This is a genomic window from Streptomyces spinoverrucosus (assembly GCF_006539505.1).
Taxonomy (GTDB): Bacteria; Actinomycetota; Actinomycetes; order Streptomycetales; family Streptomycetaceae; genus Streptomyces; species Streptomyces spinoverrucosus.
Map to the genome: position 1 here is coordinate 344,762 of NZ_BJND01000008.1, position 26,458 is coordinate 371,219.

The 26,458-nt window shown below is 70.6% G+C and carries 17 protein-coding genes; 10 read left to right on the forward strand and 7 right to left on the reverse strand.

Going from position 1 to position 26,458, the window contains the following annotated elements; genetic code table 11:
• The first annotated feature begins 14 nt into the window (after positions 1–14).
• The 3 genes from SSP24_RS07665 (at position 15) to SSP24_RS07675 (ending at position 6,359) form a co-directional block, all read left to right on the forward strand.
• Positions 15–3,341, forward strand: coding sequence for a putative Ig domain-containing protein (locus SSP24_RS07665; RefSeq protein WP_141308119.1), 3,327 nt, complete (start codon positions 15–17; stop codon positions 3,339–3,341).
• A 28-nt stretch (positions 3,342–3,369) separates the two neighbouring features.
• On the forward strand, positions 3,370–4,653 hold the full coding sequence (locus SSP24_RS07670) for an alginate lyase family protein (protein ID WP_141308121.1): 1,284 nt from the start codon (positions 3,370–3,372) through the stop codon (positions 4,651–4,653).
• A 92-nt stretch (positions 4,654–4,745) separates the two neighbouring features.
• Positions 4,746–6,359 (forward strand): carboxylesterase/lipase family protein, encoded by a 1,614-nt coding sequence (locus SSP24_RS07675; protein WP_141308123.1) that lies wholly within the window; start codon positions 4,746–4,748, stop codon positions 6,357–6,359.
• Between the two features lie 16 nt (positions 6,360–6,375).
• Here SSP24_RS07675 and SSP24_RS07680 read toward each other — a convergent pair whose 3' ends face one another.
• The 4 genes from SSP24_RS07680 to SSP24_RS07695 all read right to left on the reverse strand — a co-directional run bounded on the left by SSP24_RS07680 (position 6,376) and on the right by SSP24_RS07695 (position 11,294).
• Positions 6,376–7,428 (reverse strand): LacI family DNA-binding transcriptional regulator, encoded by a 1,053-nt coding sequence (locus SSP24_RS07680; RefSeq protein ID WP_141308125.1) that lies wholly within the window; start codon positions 7,426–7,428, stop codon positions 6,376–6,378.
• A gap of 117 nt (positions 7,429–7,545) precedes the next feature.
• Positions 7,546–8,478 (reverse strand): homocysteine S-methyltransferase, encoded by a 933-nt coding sequence (gene mmuM, locus SSP24_RS07685; protein WP_141308127.1) that lies wholly within the window; start codon positions 8,476–8,478, stop codon positions 7,546–7,548.
• A 9-nt stretch (positions 8,479–8,487) separates the two neighbouring features.
• Positions 8,488–9,147, reverse strand: a complete 660-nt coding sequence (locus SSP24_RS07690; protein ID WP_141308129.1) for a maltokinase N-terminal cap-like domain-containing protein — start codon at positions 9,145–9,147, stop codon at positions 8,488–8,490.
• Positions 9,148–9,194: 47 nt separating this feature from the next.
• Positions 9,195–11,294 carry an autotransporter gene (locus SSP24_RS07695; RefSeq protein ID WP_141308131.1) on the reverse strand — a complete coding sequence of 700 codons (2,100 nt, stop codon included), beginning with the start codon at positions 11,292–11,294 and terminating at the stop codon, positions 9,195–9,197.
• A gap of 172 nt (positions 11,295–11,466) precedes the next feature.
• Here SSP24_RS07695 and SSP24_RS07700 point away from each other — a divergent pair, with 172 nt between their 5' ends.
• Entirely contained in the window at positions 11,467–12,540 is a 1,074-nt protein-coding gene (locus tag SSP24_RS07700; RefSeq protein ID WP_141308133.1) for a glycoside hydrolase family 43 protein, read from the forward strand.
• 1 nt (position 12,541) lies between these two features.
• Positions 12,542–13,954: an RICIN domain-containing protein gene (locus tag SSP24_RS07705; protein WP_141308135.1), complete on the forward strand. Its 1,413-nt coding sequence runs from the start codon at positions 12,542–12,544 to the stop codon at positions 13,952–13,954.
• 3 nt (positions 13,955–13,957) lie between these two features.
• Here SSP24_RS07705 and SSP24_RS07710 read toward each other — a convergent pair whose 3' ends face one another.
• Positions 13,958–15,640 carry a rhamnogalacturonan lyase B N-terminal domain-containing protein gene (locus SSP24_RS07710; RefSeq protein ID WP_141308137.1) on the reverse strand — a complete coding sequence of 561 codons (1,683 nt, stop codon included), beginning with the start codon at positions 15,638–15,640 and terminating at the stop codon, positions 13,958–13,960.
• A gap of 190 nt (positions 15,641–15,830) precedes the next feature.
• Here SSP24_RS07710 and SSP24_RS07715 point away from each other — a divergent pair, with 190 nt between their 5' ends.
• Positions 15,831–16,874 (forward strand): rhamnogalacturonan acetylesterase, encoded by a 1,044-nt coding sequence (locus tag SSP24_RS07715; protein ID WP_141308139.1) that lies wholly within the window; start codon positions 15,831–15,833, stop codon positions 16,872–16,874.
• A gap of 63 nt (positions 16,875–16,937) precedes the next feature.
• Positions 16,938–18,632: a DUF2264 domain-containing protein gene (locus tag SSP24_RS07720; protein ID WP_141308141.1), complete on the forward strand. Its 1,695-nt coding sequence runs from the start codon at positions 16,938–16,940 to the stop codon at positions 18,630–18,632.
• 31 nt (positions 18,633–18,663) lie between these two features.
• Here SSP24_RS07720 and SSP24_RS07725 read toward each other — a convergent pair whose 3' ends face one another.
• Positions 18,664–19,119, reverse strand: coding sequence for a pyridoxamine 5'-phosphate oxidase family protein (locus SSP24_RS07725; RefSeq protein WP_141308143.1), 456 nt, complete (start codon positions 19,117–19,119; stop codon positions 18,664–18,666).
• 151 nt (positions 19,120–19,270) lie between these two features.
• Here SSP24_RS07725 and SSP24_RS07730 point away from each other — a divergent pair, with 151 nt between their 5' ends.
• Entirely contained in the window at positions 19,271–19,990 is a 720-nt protein-coding gene (locus SSP24_RS07730; RefSeq protein ID WP_141308269.1) for a 4'-phosphopantetheinyl transferase family protein, read from the forward strand.
• Here the strand turns inward: SSP24_RS07730 and sbnA are convergent.
• Positions 19,981–21,024, reverse strand: a complete 1,044-nt coding sequence (gene sbnA / locus SSP24_RS07735) for a 2,3-diaminopropionate biosynthesis protein SbnA (protein WP_141308145.1) — start codon at positions 21,022–21,024, stop codon at positions 19,981–19,983. The two genes, SSP24_RS07730 and sbnA, sit on opposite strands and share 10 nt — an antisense overlap.
• Before the next feature lie 382 nt (positions 21,025–21,406).
• Here sbnA and SSP24_RS07740 point away from each other — a divergent pair, with 382 nt between their 5' ends.
• Together SSP24_RS07740 and SSP24_RS07745 are read left to right on the forward strand one after the other, a co-directional pair.
• Positions 21,407–23,863, forward strand: a complete 2,457-nt coding sequence (locus tag SSP24_RS07740) for a Pls/PosA family non-ribosomal peptide synthetase (protein ID WP_444546197.1) — start codon at positions 21,407–21,409, stop codon at positions 23,861–23,863.
• A gap of 38 nt (positions 23,864–23,901) precedes the next feature.
• Entirely contained in the window at positions 23,902–26,424 is a 2,523-nt protein-coding gene (locus SSP24_RS07745) for a non-ribosomal peptide synthetase (RefSeq protein WP_141308149.1), read from the forward strand.
• The last annotated feature ends 34 nt before the right edge of the window (positions 26,425–26,458 follow it).

A 26,458-nucleotide genomic window follows, 5' to 3' on the forward strand; every position in this document is an offset into this window, starting at 1 on the left:
GCCAGGAGCATCCCTTGCATTCCCTCAGCCGACGCACGCTCCTCGGCACGGCGGGACTCGCGGCCGTGGCCGGAGGCGGACTGCTGTCCGTCTCCGCCACGCCCGCGTGGGCCCGGGCCGCCGAAGCGGCGTTCACCTTCGCGCATCCCGGTCTGCTGCACTCCCGGGCCGACCTGGCCCGAATGAAGTCCGCGGTGGCGCAGGGACGCGACCCGATCGCCTCCGGCTTCGCCGCGACGGCCGCCGACTTCCGTTCCCAGCACAGCTACGCCGTCCGCAACACCGGACAGATCACCACCTGGGGCCGCGGCCCCACCGACAACACCAGCCAGGCCGTCACCGACGCGGCCGCCGCCTACCAGAACGCCCTGATGTGGGCGGTCACCGGCGACGTACGCCACGCCGACAAGGCCCGCGACATCCTCGACGTCTGGGCCGCCTCCCTCACCGGCATCACCGGCGCCGACGGGCAGCTCGGCGCCGGAATCCAGGGCTTCAAGCTCGTCAACGCAGCCGAGATCCTGCGGCACAGCGACTACGACGGCTGGAGCGAGGAGTCGATACGGCGCTGCGAGCGCTCCTTCACCGACGTCTGGTACCCGGCCCTGTCCGGCTACTGCCTCTACGCCAACGGCAACTGGGACATCGCCGCGCTGCGCACCATCCTCGCCATCGCCGTGTTCTGCGACAACCGGGTGATGTTCGAGGACGCCCTGCGGTTCGCGGCCGCTGGGGCCGGCAACGGCTCGGTGCTGCACCGCATCGTCACCGCCGCGGGCCAGGGTCAGGAGTCGGGCCGCGACCAGGCCCACGAGCAGCTCGCCGTCGGCCTGCTGGCGGACGCGGCCGAGGTCGCCTGGCAGCAGGGCGTGGACCTGTACGGCTTCGCGGACAGCAGGATCCTCGCCAACTTCGAGTACTTCGCCCGCTACAACCTGGGCGACGACTCCGTACCGTTCGTCCCCGATCTCGACCGCACCGGCAAGTACGTCAAGACGACCGTCTCCAACCGGCAGCGCGGAGTGTTCCGCCCGGTGTGGGAGATGGCGTACGCGCACTACGCGGGCCGCCTCGGCAAGCCCGCGCCCCACATCGAGAAGGTCATCTTCCGGGGCACGGACGGAGCACGCGTGGTGGAGGGCTACCAGGAGGACCACCCCGGCTGGGGCACGCTCACCTACGCCGGGACGGCGACCGCCTCACCGGCCGCGCCTACGGCACCCGCCGGGATCACCGCGGTCGGCGACGACGACGCGGTCACCGTGTCCTGGCTGCCGTCCGCGTGGGCGACCGGCTACACGGTCGAGCGGGCCACCAGCCCGGAGGGGCCGTACAAGCGGCGCGCGTCCGGGGTCGAGGCGCCCAGGTTCACGGACCACGACGTCCGCCCGGGACGGACGTACTACTACACGGTCACCGCCACCAACTCCCGCGGCACCAGCGCGGCTTCCCCCTGGATCGCCGCCACGGCCGGTCTCCCCGAGCCCTGGTCGACCCGGGACATGGGGAAGCTACGGATCCCGGGCACCGCCACCTTCGACGGCGAGCGCTTCGTGCTGACGGCGAGCGGCACCTCGGACACGTACCAGGTCGCCTACCTGCCCCTGCGCGGCGACGGCGTCGTCACCGCGCGGATCGTGTTCCCGCTCAGCTCCCAGTACTCCAAGATCGGCGTCACCGTCCGCGACTCCCTCGACCCGGACGCCGCGCACGCCTCGATGCTGATCCAGGGCCTGCCGCTGCACACCTGGAGCGGCGTGTGGAGCGTCCGTCCCTCGGCCGGGGCGGACGTATCCGGCACCGGCAGCACGCCCGTGCCGCCCTCCCAGCAGCAGGCGATCACCAGCGCGGCCGCGTTCCCGATCTCCGACCTCGGCTCGCTCCCGGAGTCGGCGACGCCCCTGACGGCGCCGTACGTCGAGGGCGCGGGCGACGGCTACCGGCTGCGGGCGCCGTACTGGGTCCGCGTGGAGCGCAAGGGCGGCCGCTGCACCGGCTCCCTCTCCCCGGACGGCATCCGGTGGACCGAAGTCGGCTCCACTGAGGTCGAGATGGGGCGCACGGCCTACGCGGGCCTGGTCCTCACCTCCTGCCTGGGCGTCGACGCGGAGTACGCCGAGACCGGCACCGGTGCCTTCGACAACGTCAGCGTGGTCACGGCCAGGGGCGCCGACTGGGTCACCCCGCGCCCCCCGCACGCCGCCACCGGCCTGCGGGCGGTCACCGGCGCCGACGCCGTCGAACTGAGCTGGACCGACCCGGACCCCTCGGCCACCTACGCGGTACTGCGGGCCACGGACGCGGGAGGCCCGTACCGGACGATCGCGAACGGCGTCACCCCGGTCGGCTTCGGCACCCGCATCCGGTACGCGGACCCCACCGGCAGTCCCGGCAGGACGTATCACTACACCGTCACCAAGACCAATACCGGTGGCCGCGGCCCCCGTTCGGCGCCCGCGCACGCCGAGATGCCGACCCCCTCGAAGCCGGAGTTCGTCTCCCAGGACACCGCGTTCGCGAACCGGGGCGTCATGTTCCGCCACCTGCTGAGGGCCTCCCCGGCGGCGGTCCGGTTCACCGCACGCGGCATGCCCGACGGCCTGCGCCTCGACCCGCGCACCGGTCTGATCTCCGGAACACCCACCGAGAAGGGAGAGTTCACGGTCACGACCACCGCGTCCAACGCGGCCGGCACTGCGACCGCCACCCTCACGCTCACCGTCGGCACCCCGCCGCCCGCCCCGTGGACGTACGGCGATCTCGGCGACGTGGTGCTCGACGAGCGGGAACTCGCCACCTACGGCGTGGTGTACGTGCGCACACCCGGCAGCACCGCCTACGAGGACGGGACCTTCGTGGTGCGGGGCGCCGGGACCGATCTGACCGTCAACAACCAGGGAATGACCGGCCAGTTCGTACGACGGCCCGTCACCGGCGACTGTGAGATCACCGCCCGGCTCGCCGCCCGCACGGGCGCGAGCGGCGACCGGGTGGGTCTGCTCATGGCGAAGTCCCTGTCGCCGTTCGACCAGGCGGCCGGGGCCATCGTCACCGGCGGCAGCAGCGCGCAGCTGATGCTGCGCACCACCGTCGCCGGGCGGTCGGCCTTCACCGGCAACGTGCCGGTCACCCCGCCCTGCCTCCTGCGGCTGAAGCGCACCGGAACCGCCTTCACCGCCTACACCTCGACCGATGACGGCGTCAGCTGGACCCCCCTCGCCGAGGGAGAGATCCCCGGCTTCGGCGACGCCCCCTACTACGTGGGCCTCGTGGTCTGCTCCCGCAGCCCCCTGGTCCGCAGCACCACCGAGTTCGACGAGGTGAGCATCACCGCCATGTAAATCGACATTGGAATGGAGCTGCACTGCAATGAGCCGCACTTCCCCCCACCAGCACCTCCACAACAGTGCGTTGAGCCGCCGCGGTCTGCTGAAGACCGCCGGCGGCCTCACCGCCGCCCTCGCCCTCGGCGCCGCCACCGCCTCCCCCACTCTCGGCTACGCTCGAGCGGGGGGACCCCCATCGGCGAGCGCGGCCCCGGCGACCTGGACGCACCCCGGCATGCTGCACAACTGGGGTGACATCAACCGCGCCCGGGTCCGCGTGGCCGCGGGCAACGACCCCTGGCTGTCCGGCTGGAACCGGCTGGTCGCCAACTCCCACTCCCAGTCGACCTGGACGCCCAACCCCCAGGCGACCATCATCCGCGGCGGCACCGGCCAGAACTACAGCATCCTCTACAACGACATCGCCGCCGCCTACCAGAACGCGCTGCGCTGGCACGTCGGCGGCACCGAGGCGAACGCCGCCTGCGCCGCTCGGATCCTCAACGCCTGGGCCACGACCCTGACGTCGGTCACCGGCAACGCCGACCGGTTCCTCGCGGCCGGCCTCTACGGCTGGCAGTTCGCCAACGCGGCCGAGCTCATGCGGGACTACGACGCCTTCGACCTGGCCGCCTTCCAGGACATGATGGCCAGGGTCTTCTACCCGCTGAACAACCAGTTCCTCACCGGCCACAACGACGCCTGCATCACCAACTACTGGGCCAACTGGGACCTGTGCAACATGGCCTCCGTCCTGGCCATCGGAATCCTCAACGAGGACGCCGCCAAGTACGACCAGGCCGTCACGTACTTCAAGTCGGGCGCGGGCAACGGCTCCATCACCCACGCCGTCCCGTTCCTGCACACCGACGCCGACGGCTACGCCCTCGGCCAGTGGCAGGAGTCCGGGCGCGACCAGGGGCACACCGTCATGGGCATGGGCCAGATGGGCGCGATCTGCGAGATGGCCTGGAACCAGGGCGAGGACCTGTACTCCTACGACGGACGGCGCTTCATGAAGGCCGCCCAGTACGTCGCCAAGTACAACATCGGCCAGGACGTGCCCTTCACCACCTACAGCTGGGGCACCGGCCAGAACTGCGCGTACCGGGAGCACACGGTGATCTCCTCCGCCTCGCGGGGTCAGGTCCGGCCGGTCTGGGCGATGCTCCACTTCCACTACAACCGGCGCCTGTTCCTCGACGACCGGTACATCTCCCAGATGTACTACAACCTCGTCGCCCCCGAGGGCGGCGGCGGTGACTACGGCTCCAACAGCGGCGGCTACGACCAGCTCGGCTTCGGCACGCTGATGTACGCCAAATAGGCGCTGAACCGGCTCGTGCACCGGAATACCTCCGAGCGATGTGATGCTCTGAGGTGAACGGTGCACGAGCACGGCGAAGGGCTGGTGGGCGGATGACCGCAGCAGACCTGACGGGCCCCGTGGTGAGCACGCCGTACGGGGCGGTACGCGGACGGTACGAGCAGCACGTCGCGGTGTTCCGGGGCATCCCGTACGCCGCACCGCCCTTCGGGCCACGCCGGTTCAGGCCCCCGGTGCCGCCCGAGCCCTGGGACGGCGTCAGGGACGCGGGCGCCTTCGGGCCGACGCCGCCCAAGCCGCCGTACTCGGAGGCCTTCGCCCAGTATCTGTCGGACCCCGTCGTGCCCGGGGACGACTGCCTCAACCTGAACGTGTGGACCCCCGAGCCGGGCCCCGGCGCCCGGCTCCCGGTCCTGGTGTGGCTGCACGGCGGGGCCCTGACCAGGGGATCGTCGTGTGTGCCGGTGTACGACGGACACAGCTTCGCCCGCGACGGGATCGTCTTCGTGTCCCTCAACTACCGGCTCGGAGTGGAGGGCTACGGACTGTTCCCGGACGCCCCCGCCAATCCCGGCCTGCGCGACCAGCTCGCCGCCCTGCGCTGGGTGCACGAGTCGATCGAGCCCTTCGGCGGCGACCCCGACCGGGTCACCCTCTGCGGACAGTCGGCCGGTGCGATCAGCATCGGTGCCCTGATCGCCGCCCCGCAGGCCCAGGGACTGTTCCGGCGTGCGGTCCTGCAGAGCGGGCCGCCCGAGGCGGCCGAGCGGGACAAGGTACGGCGGATGGTGCGCCGGATGGCGACCCGGCTGAAGGTGCCCGCGACCGCCGAGGCCTTCGCCGCCGTCGACCGCGAGCTGCTGCTGCGCACCCAGGCCGAGGTCGGCCGGCTCAGCAGCCCGGTGCTGGGCGGCCCCGCCTTCGGGATCGTCGTCGACGGCGACCTCGTACCCCGCGATCCTCTGGAAGCGCTGGTCGAGGGGGAGGCCGCGTCCGGCGCCGACCTGCTCCTGGGCTGGACCCGCGACGAGTACCGGCTGTGGCTTGTGCCCGGCGGGCTGCTGGAGCGCGTCGACCGGCTCGGCCCCGTCGCCCTGGCCGGAGCCATGGCCCGCTGCCACTGCGGCCACGAGGTCCCGCGCGGCTACCGCGCCCTGCACCCCGAGGCCGGCACCGCGGAGATCGTCGGCCAGCTGGTCACCGACCACCTGCTGCGCATCCCGCTGCACCGCCTGGCCGACGCCCGCCCCGGACCGTCGTACGTCTACGAGTTCGCCTGGCCCTCCCTGCTGCCCGGGCTCGGCTCCTGCCACGCGCTGGAACTCGGTTTCGTCTTCGACACCGGCGACGTGCCCGAGGCGGCGAAGCTGGCGGGCTGGGGCGCCCCGACGGAGCTGGCCGACGCGATGCACCAGGCGTGGGTGCGATTCGCGGCCGACGGTGACCCGGGCTGGGAGGCATGGGACGCCACCCACCCGGTGCGGATCTTCGGCGAGGCCGAGCCGCCCGACACCCCCGGCTCACCGGCGGCCCCGTACACCGTGTACGGCCCGCGCGACCGCGAGCTGGCGCTGTGGACGGCCGACGCCACCGCCCGGGAAACCGCACCCGCGGCGGCTCCTGCCGAGGGTGCGTCCGCGCGCCGTGCGGAGCTGCGGTCGGTCGCACGTCTCCTCCGTCGTCCCGGCGGTGTCCGTCGGCAGTGACGCGGGGTGCCCTGCTCTACTCCACCGCCCGCACCGAGTCCCGCACCACGACATGCGTGCCCAGCAGCAGGTGCTCGGCCCGGGTTTCCGCGGTGCGGCCGAGGGCGGTACGGACCGCGAGGCGGCCCAGCTCCTCGTAGGGGACGTGCACCGTCGTCAGGGCGGGGTGCAGGTCGCGGGCGAAGGGAATGTCGTCGTAACCGGCCAGCGAGACATCGCCGGGGACGTTCAGGCCCGCCTCGTGCAGGGCGGTGAGCGCGCCCGCCGCGACCATGTCGGTGGCGGCCACGACGGCCGTGAACTCCAGCTCCGCAGCGAGGGCTTGGCGCATCAGGCGGTGGCCGGAGTCACGGGTGAAGTCGCCGTGCAGGAGCAGCGCGGGGTCGGCGTCGACGCCGCGGGCGCGGTGGGCGGCGAGGTAGCCGCGCTCACGCCCCAGTGCGGTGGTGTGGTCGGGCTTGCCGCCGAGGAACAGGATCCGCCGGTGGCCCTGCGCCAGGACGTGTGCGACCAGGGCGTAGGCGCCGCCCTCGTTGTCGTACTCGATGACCGTGACCGGCGCCCCCGGGCCCAGCGGCGGGCGGCCGCACAGGACGAGCCGGGAACCGGCCGAGGCCAGTGAGTCGGCCATCCGGCGGGTGCGTTCGCGATACTCGGGGGTGTCGGCGCTGCCGCCCACCAGGATCACCGCGGCGGCCCGCTGGGCGCGCATCATCTCCACGAAGTCCAGCTCGTGCTGGACGTCGCCCTCCGTGCTGCACACCAGGCACAGATGACCGAGCCGGGTCGCCTCGCGCTCCACGCCGTGCGCCATGTGCGCGAACGATGGGCCGGTGATGTCCTCCAGGACGAACGCCAGCGTGGGCGTCCCGACGCCCGCGACCGCCTTGGCGCGCGCGTCGGCGACATAGTCCAGGTCGCGCACGGCCCGCATCACGCGCGTGCGGGTCGCCGAACTCACCGGGTACGCCCCGCCGAGCACCCGCGACACCGTCGACGCCGACACCCCCGCACGCAACGCCACGTCCCGGATCGTGCTCCGGCTCGCACCCCCGCTCTTGCGCGTCATACCCGCCCCGCTCCTCTCCCCGCCCCCTGCGCACCCTCCGGGAACTGCGGCAACTCGATGGAAACCGGTTCCTGGTGCGGTGAGGTTAGCAGCGCCGGGGCAGGTCCGGACCGTGGTTCACGCCGTCAGCGTGCGTGCGATCGAGGTGATCGCCTCCGGTCCCACCCGGCAGCACCCGCCGATCAGCCGGGCCCCGGCGGACCGCCAGCCCTCGACCTGTTCGGGAGTGAAGGTGGAGCGGCCGCTCCAGGCGCGAGCCCGTGCGTCCCAGGTCTCCCCGCTGTTGGGGTAGACGACCACCGGCTTGCCGGTCACACGCGCCGCCGTCTGCACCGCGGCGTCCACGTCCTGCGGGGCGCAGCAGTTCACGCCCACCGCGATCACCTCGTCCACGTCGGCGGCCAGGGCGAAGGCCTCCTCCAGCGGCTGTCCGGCGCGGGTGCGGTCACCGGTCACGGTGTACGACAGCCAGGCCGGCACGCCGAGTCCGCGCACCGCCCGCAGCAGGGCCGTCGCCTCGTCGGCGTCGGGCACCGTCTCCAGCGCCAGGACGTCCGGCGCGGCGGCCGCGAGCGCCTCCAGGCGGGGGCGATGGAAGCGCTCCAGCTCGGGCACCGTCAGCCCGTAGCGTCCCCGGTACTCCGAGCCGTCCGCCAGCATCGCCCCGTACGGGCCGACCGAGGCCGCCACCCACAGCGGACGCGTGACCCCCTTCGCCCGGGCCCGCGACGCCGCCTCCCGCGCCAACTCCACGCTGAGCCGCAGCAGTTCGGCCGCCCGCTCCTGACGGATCCCGCGCTTGGCGAAGCCCTCGAAGGTGGCCTGGTAGCTGGCGGTGATCGCCACGTCCGCGCCCGCCATGAAGTACGCGAGGTGCGCCTCGATGATCGCCTCGGGCCGCTCGGCGAGCAGCCGCGCCGACCACAGCTCGTCACTGAGGTCGTGCCCCGCCGATTCGAGCTGGTTGGACATGCCGCCGTCGAGCACGACCGTCCCGGCGGCGAGGGCGTCGGCGAGGCCGCTCGGGGCTGCGGGGGTGTCGCTGGTCATGTGTCGAGGCTACGCCCGGGCGGAGGTCTCCAGAACGGCGAGCATCCCCCGGACGCGGGTGCCGTCCGGCATCTGCCAGGAGCCGGTGACGTGGCCGACCGCTCCCTGCGGAGGCTGGATCGGGCCGTCCGGGGCGGGCTGCAGCACCCGGTTTAGGCGGAGGGTCGTGCCGTGCGGGGCGGCCAGTGCGGTGCCTTCTTCGTCGTCGGTGGCTGTGAAGCCGTTCGGGACGGAGCCTTCGCCGGTGTAGAAGGCGATGACATCCCGGTCGGGGACGTCGCTGACGTTCTGGTCCTGGGCCTGCGCCCGCCCCTCGATCAGCGCCAGCAGCTGGGCGACCAGCACGGGGTCGTGGCAGCCGTCGTACGCCCAGCGCCGCCCCAGCACCCCGTGCTCCATGGTGCCGACGAGGGCGTGCTCCGCCCCGTCGAGCGGGGCACCGCGATAGGTGAGGGGCACCAGATAGGTGATCAGATCAGACCCGGAGGCATCGGTGACGACGATGAACTCGATCCCGACCTCGCCTTCCGGGTCGTCCAGCCGAAAGCCCCCGGCCTTCGCAAGCTCCGGCTCACCCGAGCCACCCCGGTACCACGGGCGGGAGGGCAGCCAGGAGATGAGCAGTTCCAGCTTGCTCGGCTTGAGGACGGTGCGGTGGATGACGGCCATGCCGAAGGATCTCTTCCCTAGAGCGGATGCGGACACTGAGGCAGACCCTAGCGGTGCGCCGCATGCCGGCCCCCGCCCCTGCGGCGGCCGCCCCGCGTGCGGCGGGTCGCGGGTATCAGCAGGCCGCCCAGCAGGCCGAGGCTCAGTACGTACGGCCACCAGCCCAGCCCGGAGTCGTCGGCGGTGCTCGCGCTGCGTGTGCCGACTGCCGCCGAGTTGGACGCCGATCCGGGGGACGGGGAGGCCGACGGGCTCGCGGCGGTGGCGGTGAGGGCGACGTCGTTGCCGTCGCCGGCGCGGTAGCTGATGCGGTAGACGGTGTCGGCGAGCTTCACCTTCGTACCCTCACGCAGACCGGAGAAGGCGCCCTTCGTCGCTCCGCGCCCCGCGTTGTCGAGAAGCGTGATCTCGCGAGCCGAGGACCTGCCCGCCGCTGAAAGGTCCACCTCCCCGGCCAGCCGAACCGAGCCCCCGGTCACCTTCAACGGCTTGGCCTGGAGCACCAGTCGGCCCTTCGCGCGCTGCGTATAGCCTCCGGTCACCGTCAGACCGCCCGCCACCACCCCGTCGTTCGTCACCGCACCCCGCACCGTGCCCTTGCCGGTGAGTGTCGTCGTCACCCGAAGCCCGGACGTGCCCACGTCCAGCCGGGCGCCCGGCGAGGTGAGCCGAATCGCCTTGCTGCGGCCGAGAGTCGCCCCGGACTTCAGCGCCAGCGTGCCCTTCCTGACCGTCGTCGTCCCGGTGTACGTCACCCCGCTCCCGGCCAGCGTCGTCGTGGCCGCGCCCGACTGCACGAACGCCCCGGAGCCGCTGACCCGGGACAGCGAGATCGGCGTCGACGCGTTCTGCACCACGAGCGTCCCGTCGTTCACCACCCGGCACAGGTCGCCGTCCATCCACAGCGAGCCGTCACCCTGCCCCGACCCCAGCCGCAGCACCGCGCCCTTCTCGACGGTGGTCGAGCCGTCGTAGTACTGCTTCGCCGCGAAGGTCACGTCGTTCCCGCGCGTCCCCGCGATGACGACGTCCCCTGCGCCGGGCGCGGCCAGCGTGTCGTGGAACAGGCCGCCGCCGATGGGGGCGCCCAGCGTCACCGGGCCGTTGTAGTCGAAGGTGAGCAGGGAGCGGGAGCGGGCGGCGAGCAGGTTGATGTAGACGGTCTCCGCGGTGCCCGGCATGAAGATCTTGCTGGTCGTGCCGTCGCCCCACTGGACGTTCGCGCCCTTGATGTTGGTGCCGCGCTTGTTGACGTTCTTGCGCGCGGGCGTCCAGTTCAGCGCGGGGTCGCTGAGCGAGGGGTCGGTGTCGCCGCCCTGGTTCGACCAGCTGTACTGGCCGGTGAGCACGACCTTGCTGCCGGGCCGCGACTGGACGTTGATGTCGCTGCCGTACTCGCGCTGGTAGAAGTCCATCCCCATGGTGACGGTCTGGCCCAGTGGGGTGTCGACCGTGTACGTGCCCTGGTTGAGAATCTTGCGCACATTCGGCAGCGACGTCGCGAACTCCGGCCGTCCCGCGTTGACCTGCGTACCGTTGTCGATCACCCCGGAGAAGGGGTGGGCGCCCGACAGGTCCCAGGTGCCCCACAGGAACCTCGGCTGGCTGATCAGCCCGGAGCCGCTGATCGTCCCCAGGTTGTAGGCGCTCTTCAGGGACAGCCGGAGGGTGCCGTCGACCCGGATGTTGGCCTGGTTGAGCCGGAACGCGGGCGTGCCGTACGGAAAGTGGCCGATCAGGCCGGTCGTACCGCCGTTGCCGTACTGAAGCGTGGCGCCGCGCTCGACGGTGACCGCGGGCGGGTCGGGGTTGGTCGTGGTGACGTACGGGTGGTTGCCGCCGAGGATGCTCACCTTCTGCCGCTGCCGGGACTTCGGCAGCGTGAAGTCACTGTCCTTGGTGAGGATCAGCGTGCCGGTGCCGCGCACGGTGAGCGTGCCTTCGCCGCGGAAGACGCCGTTGTACGTCGTCTGCCCGGACGGGACGGTGACGACCGTGTCGCCGGTGAGCGTCACGTCCCGGTTCGCGAGCACGTCCGCGGTGACGTCCCGCGGACCGGCGGCGAAAGAAGGGGGAGCGGTGACCAGGGCGGCGACCGCCGCGAGGGCGCCGACGGCCGCTGCTGTTCTGTGGGTTTGGCTGCGCACGTGAGGGGAGACGGCCGGGACGTCGGCCGATAACAGAAAATCGTCGCCGTACTTTGTCCCGTCCAACCCGTTGACCTCCTCGTAACGCACCTTTACCTTTTCGGCGTTCGGAATGACAGATGCCGTACGAAATGTCGAACAGACTCCGTCGAGCATACGAGAGGCAGTCCGCATGAGCCGCGCCGACGACCTGCCCACCCCCAACCGCCGACTCGTACTGAAGAGCGCCGCCCTCGCCGCGGGCGCCCTGGCCGCCGCCGCCACCACCGCAACAGCAGCCCCTCGGAAAGCAGCCGGTCCTTACGTGAACCCGCTCGTCCTCAACCGCGCCGACCCGCACATCACGCGGCACACGGACGGCTACTACTACTTCACCGCCACCGCCCCCGAGTACGACCGCATCATCCTGCGCCGCTCGCGCACCCTGAACGGCCTCGGGACCGCCGCCGAGTCCGTCATCTGGCGCGCTCACCCGACCGGTGACATGGGCGCCCACATCTGGGCTCCGGAAATGCATCGGATCAAGGGCAAGTGGTACATCTACTTCGCCGCCGCCCCCGCCGAGGACGTGTGGCGGATCCGCATCTGGGTCCTGGAGAACTCCAACCCCAACCCCTTCCGCGGAACCTGGGTGGAGAAGGGCCAGATCAAGACGGCCTGGGAGACCTTCTCCCTCGACGCCACCACCTTCACCCACCGCGGCAACCGCTACCTCGCCTGGGCCCAGCACGAGCCCGGCATGGACAACAACACCGGCCTGTGGCTGTCGAAGATGGCGAACCCGTGGACCCTGACGGGCCCCCAGATCAGACTCTCCACCCCCGAGTACGACTGGGAGTGCATCGGCTTCAAGGTGAACGAGGGGCCGTACGTCCTCAAGCGCAACGGCCGGATCTTCATGACCTACTCGGCCAGCGCCACCGACCACAACTACTGCGTCGGCCTGCTCACCGCCCCCGCGAACGCGGACCTCATGAACCCCGCCAGCTGGTCCAAGTCCCCGACGCCGGTCTTCACCAGCAACGACACCACCAAGCAGTACGGCCCCGGCCACAACTGCTTCACGGTCGCCGAGGACGGCCGCACCGATGTCCTCGTCTACCACGCACGCCAGTACAAGGAGATCAACGGCGACCCGCTCAACGACCCCAACCGCCACACCCGCGTGCAGACCCTCCGCTGGAAGCCGGACGGCACCCCGGACTTCGGCATCCCCGTCGCCGACACCGCACCGCGCGGAGCGTGACATGAGACGCCTGTACGCGATCCTCCTCGCCCTGTGCTGTGCGCTCGCCGGTGCTCTCGTCACCGCGGCCCCGGCGAGCGCCGCGCCGCAGACGATCACCAACGGCACGCAGTTCACCGACACGTCGGGCAACCCCGTGCACGCCCACGGCGGCGGCATCATCAAGGTCGGCGCCTACTACTACTGGTTCGGCGAGCACCGCAACGCCGACAACACCTTCCGGTACGTGGACGCCTACCGCTCCACCGACCTGAAGAACTGGGAGTTCAGGAACCACGTCCTGACCCAGTCCACCGACCCGGAACTGGCCGTCGCCAACATCGAGCGGCCCAAGGTCATGTACAACGCGTCCACCGGCAAGTTCGTGATGTGGATGCACAAGGAGAACGGCTCCGACTACAGCGAGGCCCGCGCGGCCGTCGCCGTCTCGGACACCGTCGACGGCGACTACACCTGGCAGGGCAGCTTCCGCCCGCTCGGCCAGCACATGTCCCGGGACATCACGGTCTTCGTCGACACCGACGGAACCGGTTACATGATCTCCGCCGCCCGCGAGAACTACGACCTGCACATCTACCGCCTGACCAGCGACTACACCGGCATCGCCGCCCTGGTCGCCGACCCCTGGCACGGCGGCCACCGCGAGGCCCCGGCCCTGTTCAAGCGGAACGGCGTCTACTTCATGCTGACCTCGGGCGCCACCGGCTGGAACCCCAACCAGCAGCAGTACGCCACCGCCACCAGCATCACCGGCCCCTGGACCGCGATGACCAACGTCGGCGACTCGACGGCATACGGCTCGCAGACCACGTACGTCCTGCCCGTGCAGGGCACCTCGGGCACCGCGTACCTCTACCTGGGCGACCGCTGGGGCAACTCCTTCGGCGGCACCGTCAACGACTCCCGCTACGTCTGGCTGCCGCTGACCTTCCCCACCTCGCGATCGATGTCGATGTCCTGGTCACCGGAGGTCACCATCGACGCGGCGGCCGGCACGGTGAGCGGTGCCGGCGCCACGTACCAGACGCTGATCGCCCGGCACAGCGCCAAGTGCGCCGACGTACCGAACCAGTCGCTGTGGCAGGGCGCCGCGCTCAGCCAGTACACCTGCAACGGCGGCAACAACCAGAAGTTCTGGTTCAAGCCCGTCGGCAGCGGCTACTACCAGCTGATGGTCCGCAACAGCAGCCTCTGCCTCACCGAGAACGCGGCCAACGTCACCCAGGAGAACTGCAACACCGCCGCCACCAACCAGCAGTGGAGCGTGACCGCTTCCGGCAGCTACTGGCTGATCAGGGCCAGGACCACCGGCGAGTGCCTGGACGTGAACGGCGCGTCCACCGCCAACTCCGCCGCGCTGATCACCTACACCTGCAATGGAGGAACGAACCAGCAGTGGACGCGCGGAACGTGACGGTCAGGCGAGCAGGTCGATCGCGTCGATCGCGGTGCCCGCGCTGAGATAGGACGTCGTCCCCGAACCGCTCACCACGTGGATCTTCAGCGTGTTGTACGCGCCGGTGTCCGTCAGCCAGGCGGACGCCGGAACGCTGTAGGTGAACGTGTGGTTGTTGCCGCGGTACGAGCCGTTGGTCAGCGACCTCGTGTTCGGCTGGGTGGGCGGTGCGGGGATCGCCGACGTCCACGTGTCGTTGACGACGACCTGCGGGCGGCCGTTGGCGTAGGCCGTCGTCACGCCGATCCGCAGCGTGTGGGCGGCGGCGGCCTGGGCGGCGGTCAGCCGGAAGTAGACGATGATCCCGCTGTTGACGTCCTTCCAGAGATAGCAGGGGAACGCCGACGTCTCACTGCCGCTGCCGATCACCACATTGCCGGTCCAGGGGGCGGCCCGGACGTCCGACGGATGGGCGTACGTCATCAGGTCGGCGTTCTTGAAGCCCCTGGGCGTCCCCGTCCAGTCGCCGATCCGCCAGATCGCGCTCGCGTTGGACGGGTCGTTCGAGGAGGGGACGGCGATCGTGTTGAGGGTGGTCGTCGCGCCCGCGCTCACCGTCACCGACTGCGTATACACGGCGAGTTCGTCCTTGAACACGGTCAGGGTGTACGTCCCCGGAAGGACACCCCCGATGGAGAAGTAACCGTCCGATGCTCGTGCCGAACCCCAGTACTGCGCCGCCGAGTCGGCGAGGCCGACGGTGTACGGGTGCGCCGTGTTCCGCCCGCTGATCCCGACGCCCGCGACCCGGCCGCGGCCACTCGCCGCGACGTACCCGGAGATGCCGAGCGAGTCCGCCCACGGGGTCGTGAGCGTTCCCGGGAACAGCGCCGAGGAGGGCGCCCCGCCGTCCGTGAAGGCGATGACGTACGGGCCCTGGAGGCCGAAGCGCTGGTCCTCGGTCTGGTTCTGGCCGTAGTAGAGGATCTCGTAGAGGCCGCCGCCGTCCGCGCTCTGGTGGCGGAGGAGGGAGCGGTAGAAGGGGCCGCCGGAGGCCTTCTCGTGGTTGCTGCGCACGATCCACAGGCCGACGCTGCCGGTCGTCCAGCCGATGTAGTTGTAGTCCATGACCCGCAGCCGGGAGTAGTGCTTGGAGCGGGTCTGACCGTCGGACTTTCTGAACACGTCCTGCGCCTCGATGGTGGTGGGCGCGTAGGTGTAGGAGTCGGGCTCGTCGTTGAGGAACAGGCCCTTTCGCACCCGCAGGATGTAACGGGTCGCGGAAACCGATGTGTCGGCCTTGTTGGTCCACAGGTAGATGTTGTTCTCGCCGCTGCGGGCCGCGTAGTAGTGCCGGAGAGTGCCGTAGGCGACGGAGATCAGGATCGTGGTCCCGGACTGCCTGATCGTCACCGTGGAGCTGCCGAGGCCCGACTCGATGTGCGAGTTCATGCCGCCGTAGCCCTGGTACTCCGTGCCCCGGTAGACCAGGGAGGACAGATCGCCGTTGGACTTACGGACCTTGAAAACGAGGTCGGCGCCGGTGTCGACGACGTAGTTCGAGCCGTCGTCGCTCCAGCCGAAGGCCGCGGCCCGCGCGGTGCCGGTGAGCGCGGCGCCGGCGGCGGCCGCGGTGGCGCCGACGACGAAGGCGCGGCGGCCGAGGGCCGGGCGGACGCGGGGCCCGTCTGTGGCTGAGGACATGGGTCGCCTCCTGGGTCTGTGGGGGCGGTGCGGGTGCTGGGAAGGGTGACAGTCGAATCGCGTTCGCGAAAGGGCTTTCGCACGCAGGAAGTTGGCGGTGATGCGAATTGGCGCAGAGGTCTAGAAAGCGCTTGCTGAAACGTTGTACGGTCCGAGCCGCGCGCCTTGTCGACCTGCCTCGGGAGCAGCCATGAGACGTTTCACCCTCGCCGCGCCGGCCGCGCTGGCCATTGCCACCTTCCTGACGGCCGTGCCGGTTCAGGCGTACGACGGGCACCGCGCCCTCGGCCCGGAGAACTGCACCGCCACCGCCTGCCACTTCGACGTGCCGCCCGGGACGTACGACGTGCGCGTCGTCCTCGGCGGAGAGGAGCCGTCCAGCACGGCCATCACCGGCGAGACCCGGCGCTCGCTGCTCCCCGAGACGGCCGTCGCGGCGGGCGAGCGCGTGGCCCGCAGCTTCACGGTGAACGTCCGCACGCCCGAGGGCGAGCCGACCGGAGCCGACGGCGCCGCGGGCCTGGATCTGGTGCTGGGCGGTTCGGCCCCCGCGCTCGCCGACATCCGGGTGACGCCCGCCCGGCACACCCGCCAGATCTTCCTCGTCGGCGACTCCACGGTCTGCGACCAGCCCGGCGACCCGTACTCCGCCTGGGGCCAGCAACTGCCGCAGTTCCTGCGCAAGGGCGTCTCCGTCGCCAACTACGCCGACTCGGGCGAAAGCACGGTCACCTACCTGCAGAACCCGCAGCTGTGGGCCACCGTCCAGCCGCAGATCCGGCGCGGCGACCTCGTCCTCATCCAGCTCGCCCACAACGACAAGCAGACCGACGAGGCGACCTACCGGGCCAACCTCGAAACGCTCGTGGACGGCGTGCGCGCCGAGGGCGGCCGTCCGGTGCTGGTCACGCCCATCGTGCGGCGCTGGTTCAACTCCGACGGCACCCTGAACAACGGCACCGCACTCCTGGTCAACGGTCTGGGCGTCGACCACCCGGCCGTCACCCGCTCGGTCGCGGCCGCCAAGGGCGTCCCCCTCATCGACCTCACGGCGAAGACGAAAGCCCTGGTGGAGACGCTGGGCGTGGAGGCGTCCAAGGCGCTGTACCTCTACAACGAGAAACGGGACAACACGCACACCTCCGTGCACGGCGCCACGGTCTACGCGGGCCTGGTCCGGGACGAACTCACCGCTCAGCATCTGGTGCCGCAGGGCAAGGTGCGGGTGGGATGAACTCCTGGGGCGCCCCGACCGGAACCGGGGCGCTCCAGGACCAGCTGGAAGGAAGGCCTGCCGATGGATCTGCCCCCCGACGACCGCACCCTGAGCCCGTACACCGGGTACACGCGCGCCCACTGGGAGGCCGCCGCCGACGCCCTGCTCGCCGCCGTGGAGCCGTACGCCACCGAGGAGCACGCCCTCTACGATCTGCCCGGCGATCACACCAGCTGGTCCGGCAGGCTCTCGGACGGCCTGGAGGGCCACGCCCGTACGCTGCTGCTGGCGGCCTTCCGCCGGGACGGGACCGCGCTCGAACGGTACGCCGAGGGACTCGCCGCCGGAGTCTCCGGAGTCTGGCCCCGCATCGTGGACCGTGGCCAGCCCCTGGTCGAGGCGGCGTCCATCGCCCTGGCCCTGCGCCTGACGCGCGACCTGCTGTGGGACCGGCTCGACGACGCCGTACGTCAGCGGGCGGCCGCCTGGCTCGCCGACGCGCTCACCGCGGAGCCCTGGCCGTGCAACTGGGAACTGTTCCCGGTGACGGTCGGTGGATTCCTGGAGGACATCGGCTACGAGACCGAGGCGTCCCGCAAGGCGATCGACCGGGGGCTGGAGCGCATCGAGCAGTGGTACCTCGGAGACGGCTGGTACACCGACGGCGACGGCCGCAAGTTCGACTACTACAACGGCTGGGCGATGCACCTCTACCCGGTGCTGCACGCCTGGCTCGCGGACGACAACCGGTTGCTGGACCTCTACGGCGGCCGGCTCTCCCGGCACCTCGCCGACTACTCCCGCCTGTTCGGGGCCGACGGCGCCCCGATGCACCAGGGCCGCTCCCTCACCTACCGTTTCGCCACCACGGCCCCGCTGTGGCTCGGCGCGCTCAGCGGCCACACCCCGCTGTCGCCGGGGGAGACGCGGCGGCTGGCGTCGGGTGCGCTGCGCTATTTCCTGGACCGGGGCGCGGTGGACGAGCATGGGCTGCTGACCCTGGGCTGGCACGGCCCCAATGAGGCGCTGCTGCAAGGGTATTCGGGACCGGCGTCCCCGTACTGGGCCAGCAAGGGTTTCCTCGGTCTCCTCCTGCCCCCCGACCACGAGGTGTGGACGGCGACCGAGGAACCGGGTCCCGCGGAGCGCGCCGACGCGGTAACGCCGCTCGGCCCGCCCAACTGGCTGCTCCAGTCCACCCGTTCGGACGGCCTGGTCCGACTCCACAACCACGGCAGCGAGGACGTGCGCTACGACCCCTTCTACACGCGCCTCGCCTATTCGACCGTGACGGAGCCTTCGGCGTCGTACGACAACAGTGTGATCGTCGGGGAGGACGCGAGCCGGACGGGGATCGTGCCGTTGGGGGTGGGGGAGGGCTGGGCGGCCTCCCGGCACACGGTCGGTGACGGGGTTCAGGTGACCAGCGTGGTGCTCGCGCACGGTGCCGCAGAGATGCGGGCGTATCTGGTGACGGGCGCTGCGCCCGGGACCCCGGTGCGGGTGACCGGGTGGGCGGCGGGGGAGGGCGTGCGGTCCGAGTTGCTCCCCGTCCTCGGCCTCACCGACTCCCTCACGGGCGTCATGGGTGACGACGGCGCCACCCTCTTCGCCGCCCTGGTCCGGCTCACTGGCGAACCGGACCCCGTGCCGCTGGAGGAGACGGTGACCGTGCGGAGCGGCGGGCCGGGGGAGCTGAGAGTGCGGTGGAGCGCCGGACCCGAGGTGCGGGTCCGGCTGGACGCCTCCGGAGTGGAAGTGGTCCCGGTCGCCTGACTCGCGGGCTTCGTGTGTTCCCGTGCGGCGGTCAGCCGAGCCAGCGGCCGTCGCGCATGAGGTCGCGTCCCCGCAGCTCGTTCGCCTCACGCCAGGCCTGGATACGCCGCGGCCGGATCAGGAAGTACTGGTAGGGCTCGTCGAGCTCACGCGGGTCGAAACCGGTCTTGGCCGCGAACGCGTCGCCCGTCTTGGCGGCGAGGTCGGCGAGGTCCACCGGCTCTGCGGTGCCGTCGACGACCACGACGTCGCGGGTCGGCCCGAGGCTGAGTCGTACCCGGCCGTCCGCCAGCAGGTTGCGGCCGGTGACCGAGGCGCGCGGCGTCGAGATGAGAAACGCGGTCCCGTCCCAGAGGTACGAGAGCGGCACCAGGTGGACACCGCCCGGAGAGCCCGCTGTCGCGACCCAGAGGTCGACCTCGTTCTCCAGTTTCGCGCGAGTGTCCCGAAGTCTCTGCTCAAGCCCACGCGGCGGCGCGTCCGTCATGCTTCCTCCAGTCACGTCGTGGAGAGCCCGGCCTCCAGGCGGACTGTCCATGGCGATCAGGCTAGGTGCGGCGCCGTGGCCCGCGCTTCTCGATTCCTGATCGATCCGGCCTCGGGCCGCTGTTGCCCGGTCTTCGTATGCTGGGCGCGTGATGGCGGGTGGGCTGCGATGGCCTCTTGAGCTGCGGGACGGCGCTTGGGAGCGGCCGCTCGGAACGCCGGGTAGGGCCGCGGAGCCCGGGCTCTGGCTGGTGCGGGCGGAGGCGTTCCGGACGGTGGTGGCCCGGCTGGCCGACTCGGTGCTGGATGTGGCCGAGAAGCAGCGTGCGGCGGCGTTGCGGAGGGCGCGGGACAGGGACACGTATCTGGCGGGGCATGTGGGGCTGCGTCTGCTGCTGGGTGCGTACCTCGGTGTCCCGCCCGCCGATGTCCCGTTCCAGCGGCTGCCGTGTCCGTCCTGCGGTGAGCTGCACGGGCGTCCTGGGGTGCGGGGCGATCCGGTGCACTTCTCGCTGTCGCACAGTGGTGGGCTTTGTCTGCTGGCGTTCGCTCCGGTGCCGGTGGGGGTGGACATCGAGGCGGTCCCGGCACTTGAGGTGGCGCAGGAGGTGGGGATGTCCCTGCATCCGCAGGAGACGGCGGAGTTGCGCGCGGTGCGGGCGGTCGACCGACCGGCGGTGTTCGCCCGGGTGTGGGCGCGTAAGGAGGCTTATCTCAAAGGGCTGGGTGTGGGGCTGGGACGTGCCATGTCGCTCGATTATCTGGGGACGGCAAGTGCGGTGGCGAAGGTGCCGGGCTGGACGATCGAGGATGTGGCGGTGGGCGACGGCTACGCTGCCGCAGTCGCGGTTCAGGACTGCGTTCAGGACTGAGGGAGACGTTCAAGGCCGAGGTGACCGTTCCTGGCGGGGGCGCTCTGTGGGGCGGCGGTGGTGAGTGCCTCGGGGCCGAGTACGTCGTCGCCGTAGAGGTCCTGCACCCAGTTGGTCTGGTAGATGGTTTCGAGGTAGCGCTCGCCGAGGTCGGGGGCGATGGCGACGGCGGTCGGCTGCCGGTCATGCTGTTGCCGGTATCGGGCCAGCCACTGCGTGGCGCCGCTGACCACGGTGCCGGTGGAGCCGCCGAAGACGAAGCCGCGTCGGGCGAGCTGGTGGCAGGTGCGGATGGTGTCGGACTCCTTCACATGGACGACTTCGTCGATGTACGAGGTATCGAGGAGCGGGGGCCGGATGCTGGTGCCGAGGCCGGGGATCATCCGGCGGCCGGGGGTGTGCCCGAAGGTGGCGGAGCCTTCGGTGTCGATGGCGACGATGTGCACCGGCCGGTGCCAGGCACGGAAGTAGCGGGCGCAGCCCATGAGGGTGCCCGTGGTGCCGGCTCCGACGAAGAGGACGTCGAGGTGGGGGAAGTGGCGGGCGATGGCGGGGGCGGTGGTGCGGTAGTGAGCCCTGTGGTTATTGGGGTTCATGTACTGGTTGAGCCATACATAGCGGTCGTCGGAGGCGCACAGGGCGCGGACGTGGTCGATGCGGGCGCCGAGCAGGCCGCCGGTGGGTGAGGGCTCGGTGACGATGTGGATCTGGCTGCCGAGGGCCTCCATGAGCAGCCGGGTGGGCAGGTTGCAGCGGGAGTCGGTGACGCACACGAACCGGTAGCCCTTGTTGGCCGCGATCATGCTCAGCGCCACGCCGAGATTTCCGGACGAGGATTCGACCAGGATGGAACGGGGCGTGAGCCGGCCGTCGCGTTCAGCCGCCTCGATCATCGCGGCGGCGGCTTTGAGCTTGATGGAACCGGCGAAATTGAATCCTTCGCATTTGAGGAATATCCGCTGTCCGGTAATCGCCTCCAGGTCGACGTAAAGGTCGTCCTGGTTGAAGGCCTGGGGGGTGGATATGACCGGCACGGTCGTCCTCCTCTGTACTGATGGTGGCTTCGGGACTCCTCCAGTACGCGGGCTGACCGCGGCCGATGTCATGCCACCGAATCTCGGGGCTTGACACCGGCCCCCATTACGGCTAAATGCACCGGTCCGATAACGCTGCTGCTGCGCGGTGTCAAGGTACGAAATTCAGGGGCATGACGGGCGTCTGCCGGGCGGGCCTACTGAAGGGGCGGGTTTCACCGATCCGCCGCTGAAGGCTCAAGGCCCCTCACAGATGGACGACCCCATGCATTTCCTTTCCCCAGCACCCCCCGACAGTCGGCCCGACAGCAGGCCGGACAACAGGTTCCCCGGCCCGGCGGCAGACACCGCACGGCTTCTGGTGGATGTGCTGGCCGATGTCGTGGCTGTGGAAAGAGTGTCGGCCGACAGCCATTTCTTCGACGACCTGGGTGCTGATTCGCTGGTGATGGCGCGCTTTTGCGCCCGGGTGAGAAAGCGGCCGGATCTGCCGTCCGTGTCGATGAAGGACGTCTACCGGCATCCCACCGTCAACAGCCTGACTGCCGCGCTCACCGGTGGCGGGCCCTCCGAGTCGGACCCGCCTGTTACGGCGTCCGTTGCGGAGCCGGGCGCCGCGGAGAGGGCCGGCACGGGACGGTACTTGCTGTGTGGAGTACTCCAGTTGCTGGTGTTTCTCGGATACGTCTACCTGGCTGCCCTGGCCACGGTCCGGGGCTACGGGTGGGTCGGCGCCGGCTCGGGTGCCCTCGATGTGTATCTGCGGTCCGTCCTGGTGGGCGGCGCGGGCTTTGCCGGGCTGTGCGCCCTGCCGATCGTGGCGAAGTGGACGCTGATCGGCCGCTTCGCCCCTCGTGAGTTTCCCGTGTGGAGCCTCGGCTATCTGCGCTGGTGGCTGGTGAAGACCCTGATCCGCACGAGTCCCGCGCGTCTGTTCACGGCGTCGCCGTTGTACGTGCCGTATCTCCGGGCGCTGGGCGCGAAGATCGGACGGAATGTCGCGATCTTCTCCACGCACATTCCCGTGTGTCCCGATCTGCTCACGATCGGTGACGGCACGGTGATCCGCAAGGACGTGTTCTTCTCCTGCTATCGCGCGCACGCCGGTCTCATCCAGACCGGCCCGGTCACGATCGGCAGGGATGCCCTGGTGGCCGAGCAGACCGTCCTCGACATCGGCACCTCGATGGGCGACCGGGCCCAGCTCGGGCACGCCTCCAGCCTGCACACCGGTCAGGCGGTGCCCGCCGGGGAGCGCTGGCACGGGTCGCCGGCCGAGCCCACCACGACGGATTTCCGTGCGGCCGTTGCCGCCGACTGCTCCACCGGCCGGAAGGTCCGCTACGCGATCGGGCAGCTGCTGGCACTGCTGCTGGTGTATCTGCCGCTGGCCGCCGGCGGCGTGAGCGTGCTGCTGGCCGCACTGCCGCAGCTGAGGGCACCGCTCGATGCCGGGTCCTCGGCGTCCACCGGTGGGATGCTCTGTCTCCGTGCGCTGGCCGCGTCCTTCGTGCTGTTCTTCGGTGCCGCTCTCGCCGGGCTGGTCATGCAGGGCACGCTGCCGCGCCTGCTGAATCTGGCGGTCAAGCCGGACAGGGTGTATCCGCTCTACGGATTCCCTTACGGACTGCAGCGTGTCGTCGCTGCTCTGACCAACCGTAAGTTCTTCCTGAGGCTGTTCGGGGACAGCTCCGCGATCGTCCGCTACCTGCGTTATCTCGGCTACCGCCTGTCGCCCGTCACGCAGACCGGTTCCAACTTCGGCACCGAAGTGAAGCACGACAGCCCGTTTCTGAGTTCGGTGGGCAGCGGAACGATGGTCGCCGACGGTCTGTCGGTCCTCAATGCCGAATTCTCCAGCACTGCTTTCCGGATGTCCCGGGTCTCGATCGGGGCGCGTAGTTTCCTCGGCAATCACATCGCCTATCCCTCGGGCGCGAGGACAGGTGACAACTGTCTGCTCGCGACGAAGGTGATGGTCCCGGTCGACGGGGAGATACGGGAGGACGTCGGTCTGCTGGGCTCGCCGCCGTTCGCCATTCCGCGGACGGTGATGAGGGACACCCGGTTGAACGACGTGGAGAGCGGGAGCGAGCTGCGCCGGCGCCTGGCCGCGAAGAACCGGCACAATGCCGTCACCGCGGGGATCTATCTGCTGGCGCGGTGGCTCCACCTCTTCGCCGTCATCCTCATCGCCCTGGCTGCCGAAGCCCTCTACCCCGCTCTTGGCGCGTCGGCGATCGCGCTGGCCGGTGTCCTCACCCTGGTCTTCACCGTCGTCCACTTCGCGCTGGCCGAACGGGCTGTCACGGGATTCAAGGCCCAGAGGCCGCTGAACTGCTCGATCTACGATCCGTCCTTCTGGCGCCATGAACGCTTCTGGAAAATGGCCCATGCCGATTACACCGCCTTCTTCAACGGGACCCCGTTCAAGAACGTCGTCTGGCGGCTCCTGGGTATGCGGATCGGCAAACGGGTCTTCGACGACGGCTGCACCGCCCCCGAGCGGACCCTCGTCACCATCGGGGACGACTGCACGCTCAATGCGGGCACGGTGATCCAGTGCCACTCGCAGGAGGACGGCGCCTTCAAGTCGGACCGCACCACGATCGGTGACCGCTGCACTCTCGGTGTCGGCGCGTTCGTCCACTACGGCGTGACGATGGCAGACGGTGCCCAACTCGCCTGCGACTCCTTCCTCATGAAGGGAGAACAGGTCCCGCAGCACGCCCGGTGGGGAGGAAACCCGGCCCTGCTGCTGCCCGGCGACACCCCCTCGACCCGCACCCACGGCCACCCGCGACGCGCCCCCGCCCCGAACCCGCTGGGCAGCGTGTGACGCCGCGCCCCTCACCACCGAGCAGAGGAAAGACCCCCATGACACGCAACGCCCCCACCCGTCGAGAGTTCTGGCACGGTGTCCTGGCCGCCGGCAGCGGCCTCACGCCCCTTCCGCGCTGGACCAGGGAGCCGGTCACCGGCCTGGCCGAGTACCGGGCGCCTGTGCCCGCGGGCCACGCGACAGCTCTGCGTCGGCTGGCGGACGACCTGGCGATACCGCTGAGCAGCGTGGTTCTGGCCGCGCACGCGAAGGTGCTGGCCACGCTGAGTGGCGAACGCGAGGTCACCACCGGTTACGTCGCCGCCGACGGCCGGCCGCTGCCGTGCCGGCTGACCACCGGAGCCGGCGCGTGGCGGACCCTGCTGCACGACACCCACGACGTCGTCTCGCACCTTCTGGCCCACCAGGACTTCCCCGTGGACGACCTCAGGCGCGAACTCGGCCTGACCGAAGCATCGTTTGAAACCGAGTTCGATCCCACGGGCAGCGACAACACCGACACCGGGGGCGGACCGGCCGGAAACACCGTGCTGTGGGTGGGCATCGAGCACCACGGCGACGCTGGGCCGACACTGCGGCTGCGCTACCGCACGGACGTCTTCGACCGTGGCTACGCCGCCCGGGTCGCCGGTTATCACCTGACCGCGCTCGCGCTGATCGCCGCCGACCCGGATGCCGACCATGCGGCGCAGAGCCTGCTGTCCGCTAAGGAGTTGCGGTTCCAGCTCGACGGGCTGGCCGGGCCGCGCCGGGAACTGCCGGAGCGGCGGGTGCACGAGCTGTTCGAGGAACGCGTACGGCTCCATCCGAACGCCGTCGCCGCGCAACACGGCACCCGGCAGTGGACCTACCAGGAGCTCAACCGCCGCGCCAACCGGCTGGCCGGAGCCCTGCGGGACCGAGGACTGCACCGCGAAGGCGTCGTCGCGGTGGTGACGGAGCGGAACCTGGACTGGCTGGCCGCCGTCCTGGCGGTGTTCAAGGCCGGCGGCGTCTACCTGCCCATCGAGCCGCATCTGCCGACTGAACGCATCAAGGCGATGCTGACCCGTGCCGGATGCCGGCTCGTGGTGACCGAACCGGCCGCCACCACGACCCTCCGGCCGGCCCTCGCCCCGCTGCCCGACGTCCGGACGCTGCACGTCGAGACCGCCTACGACGAGGACCACCCCGAGACCGATCCCGATATCGACGTGGCAGCCGACCAACTGGCCTACATCTACTTCACCTCCGGCTCCACGGGTGAGCCCAAGGGCGCGATGTGCGAACACGCGGGCATGCTCAACCACCTCTACGCCAAGATCGACGACCTGGAGATCGGCGAAGGGGACGTGGTCGCGCAGACCGCGCCGCAGTGCTTCGACATCTCGCTGTGGCAACTGGTCTCCGCGCTCCTGGTCGGTGGACGGACCCTGCTGGTCGAGCAGGAGGCGATCCTCGACGTCGAGCGGTTCGTCGAGAAGATCGTCGACGGCCGGGTCGCCGTGCTCCAGGTCGTCCCCTCGTACCTCGAAGTCGTACTGGCCTACCTGGAGCAGCACCCGCGCGAACTTCCGGACCTGCGGCATGTGTCGGTCACGGGTGAGGCGCTGAAGAAGGAACTCGCCCAGCGCTGGTTCACCGCCCAGCCCCACATCAAGCTCGTCAACGCCTACGGGCTGACCGAGACCAGCGACGACACCAACCACGCGATCATGGACCGGGTACCGGACACCGACCGGGTCCCGCTGGGCCGACCGGTCAACAACGTGCACGTCTATGTCGTCGACGAGCACCTCAACCCCGTGCCGCTCGGTGCGCCCGGCGTGATCGCCTTCTCCGGGGTCTGCGTCGGCCGCGGCTACGTCAACGACCCCGAGCGCACCCGGCCGGTCTACCTGCCCGATCCCCACCGTGCGGGCATGCGCCTGTACCGCAGCGGGGACGTCGGCCGCTGGCGGCCCGACGGCACGCTGGAGTTCCTCGGCCGCCGGGACAGCCAGGTGAAGATCCGCGGGTTCCGGATCGAGATCGGCGAGATCGAGAACACTCTGCTGCGCGTGCCCGGGGTCCGTGACAGCGCCGTGGTGGTCGCCGAACGGCCCGACCACAGCACCCACCTGGTGGCCTTCTACACCGCCCCGCACCCCCTGGAGACGGGCATCCTGCTGGACCGGCTGGGCGCATCACTGCCCGCGTACATGGTTCCGTCAGCCGTCCACTGGCGGGAGAGCCTCCCGCTCACCGCGAACAGCAAGGTCGACCGAAAGGCCTTGACGGCCCTGGCCACGCGGCTGCAGGCCGCAGAGGCGGGTGTCCAGGCGCCGAGTACGCCGGCCGAGCAGCGGCTGGCGGCAGCATGGTCGGGTGTGCTCGGCATCCCGCAGGACCGGATCGACCGGCGGGACAACTTCTTCGACCGGGGCGGCACCTCCCTGTCGGCCGTGAAGCTCGCCATCACCCTGGACCGCGCGGTGTCACTCAAGGACGTCATCCGCCACCCCGTCCTGACCGACCTGGCCCGGTTCCTGGACGACGCGACCCATCGGCACTCCACCGCACCGCAGGCCTTGACCTGATCGCTGTCTCAACGCCACAGAAAGAACCGCACGG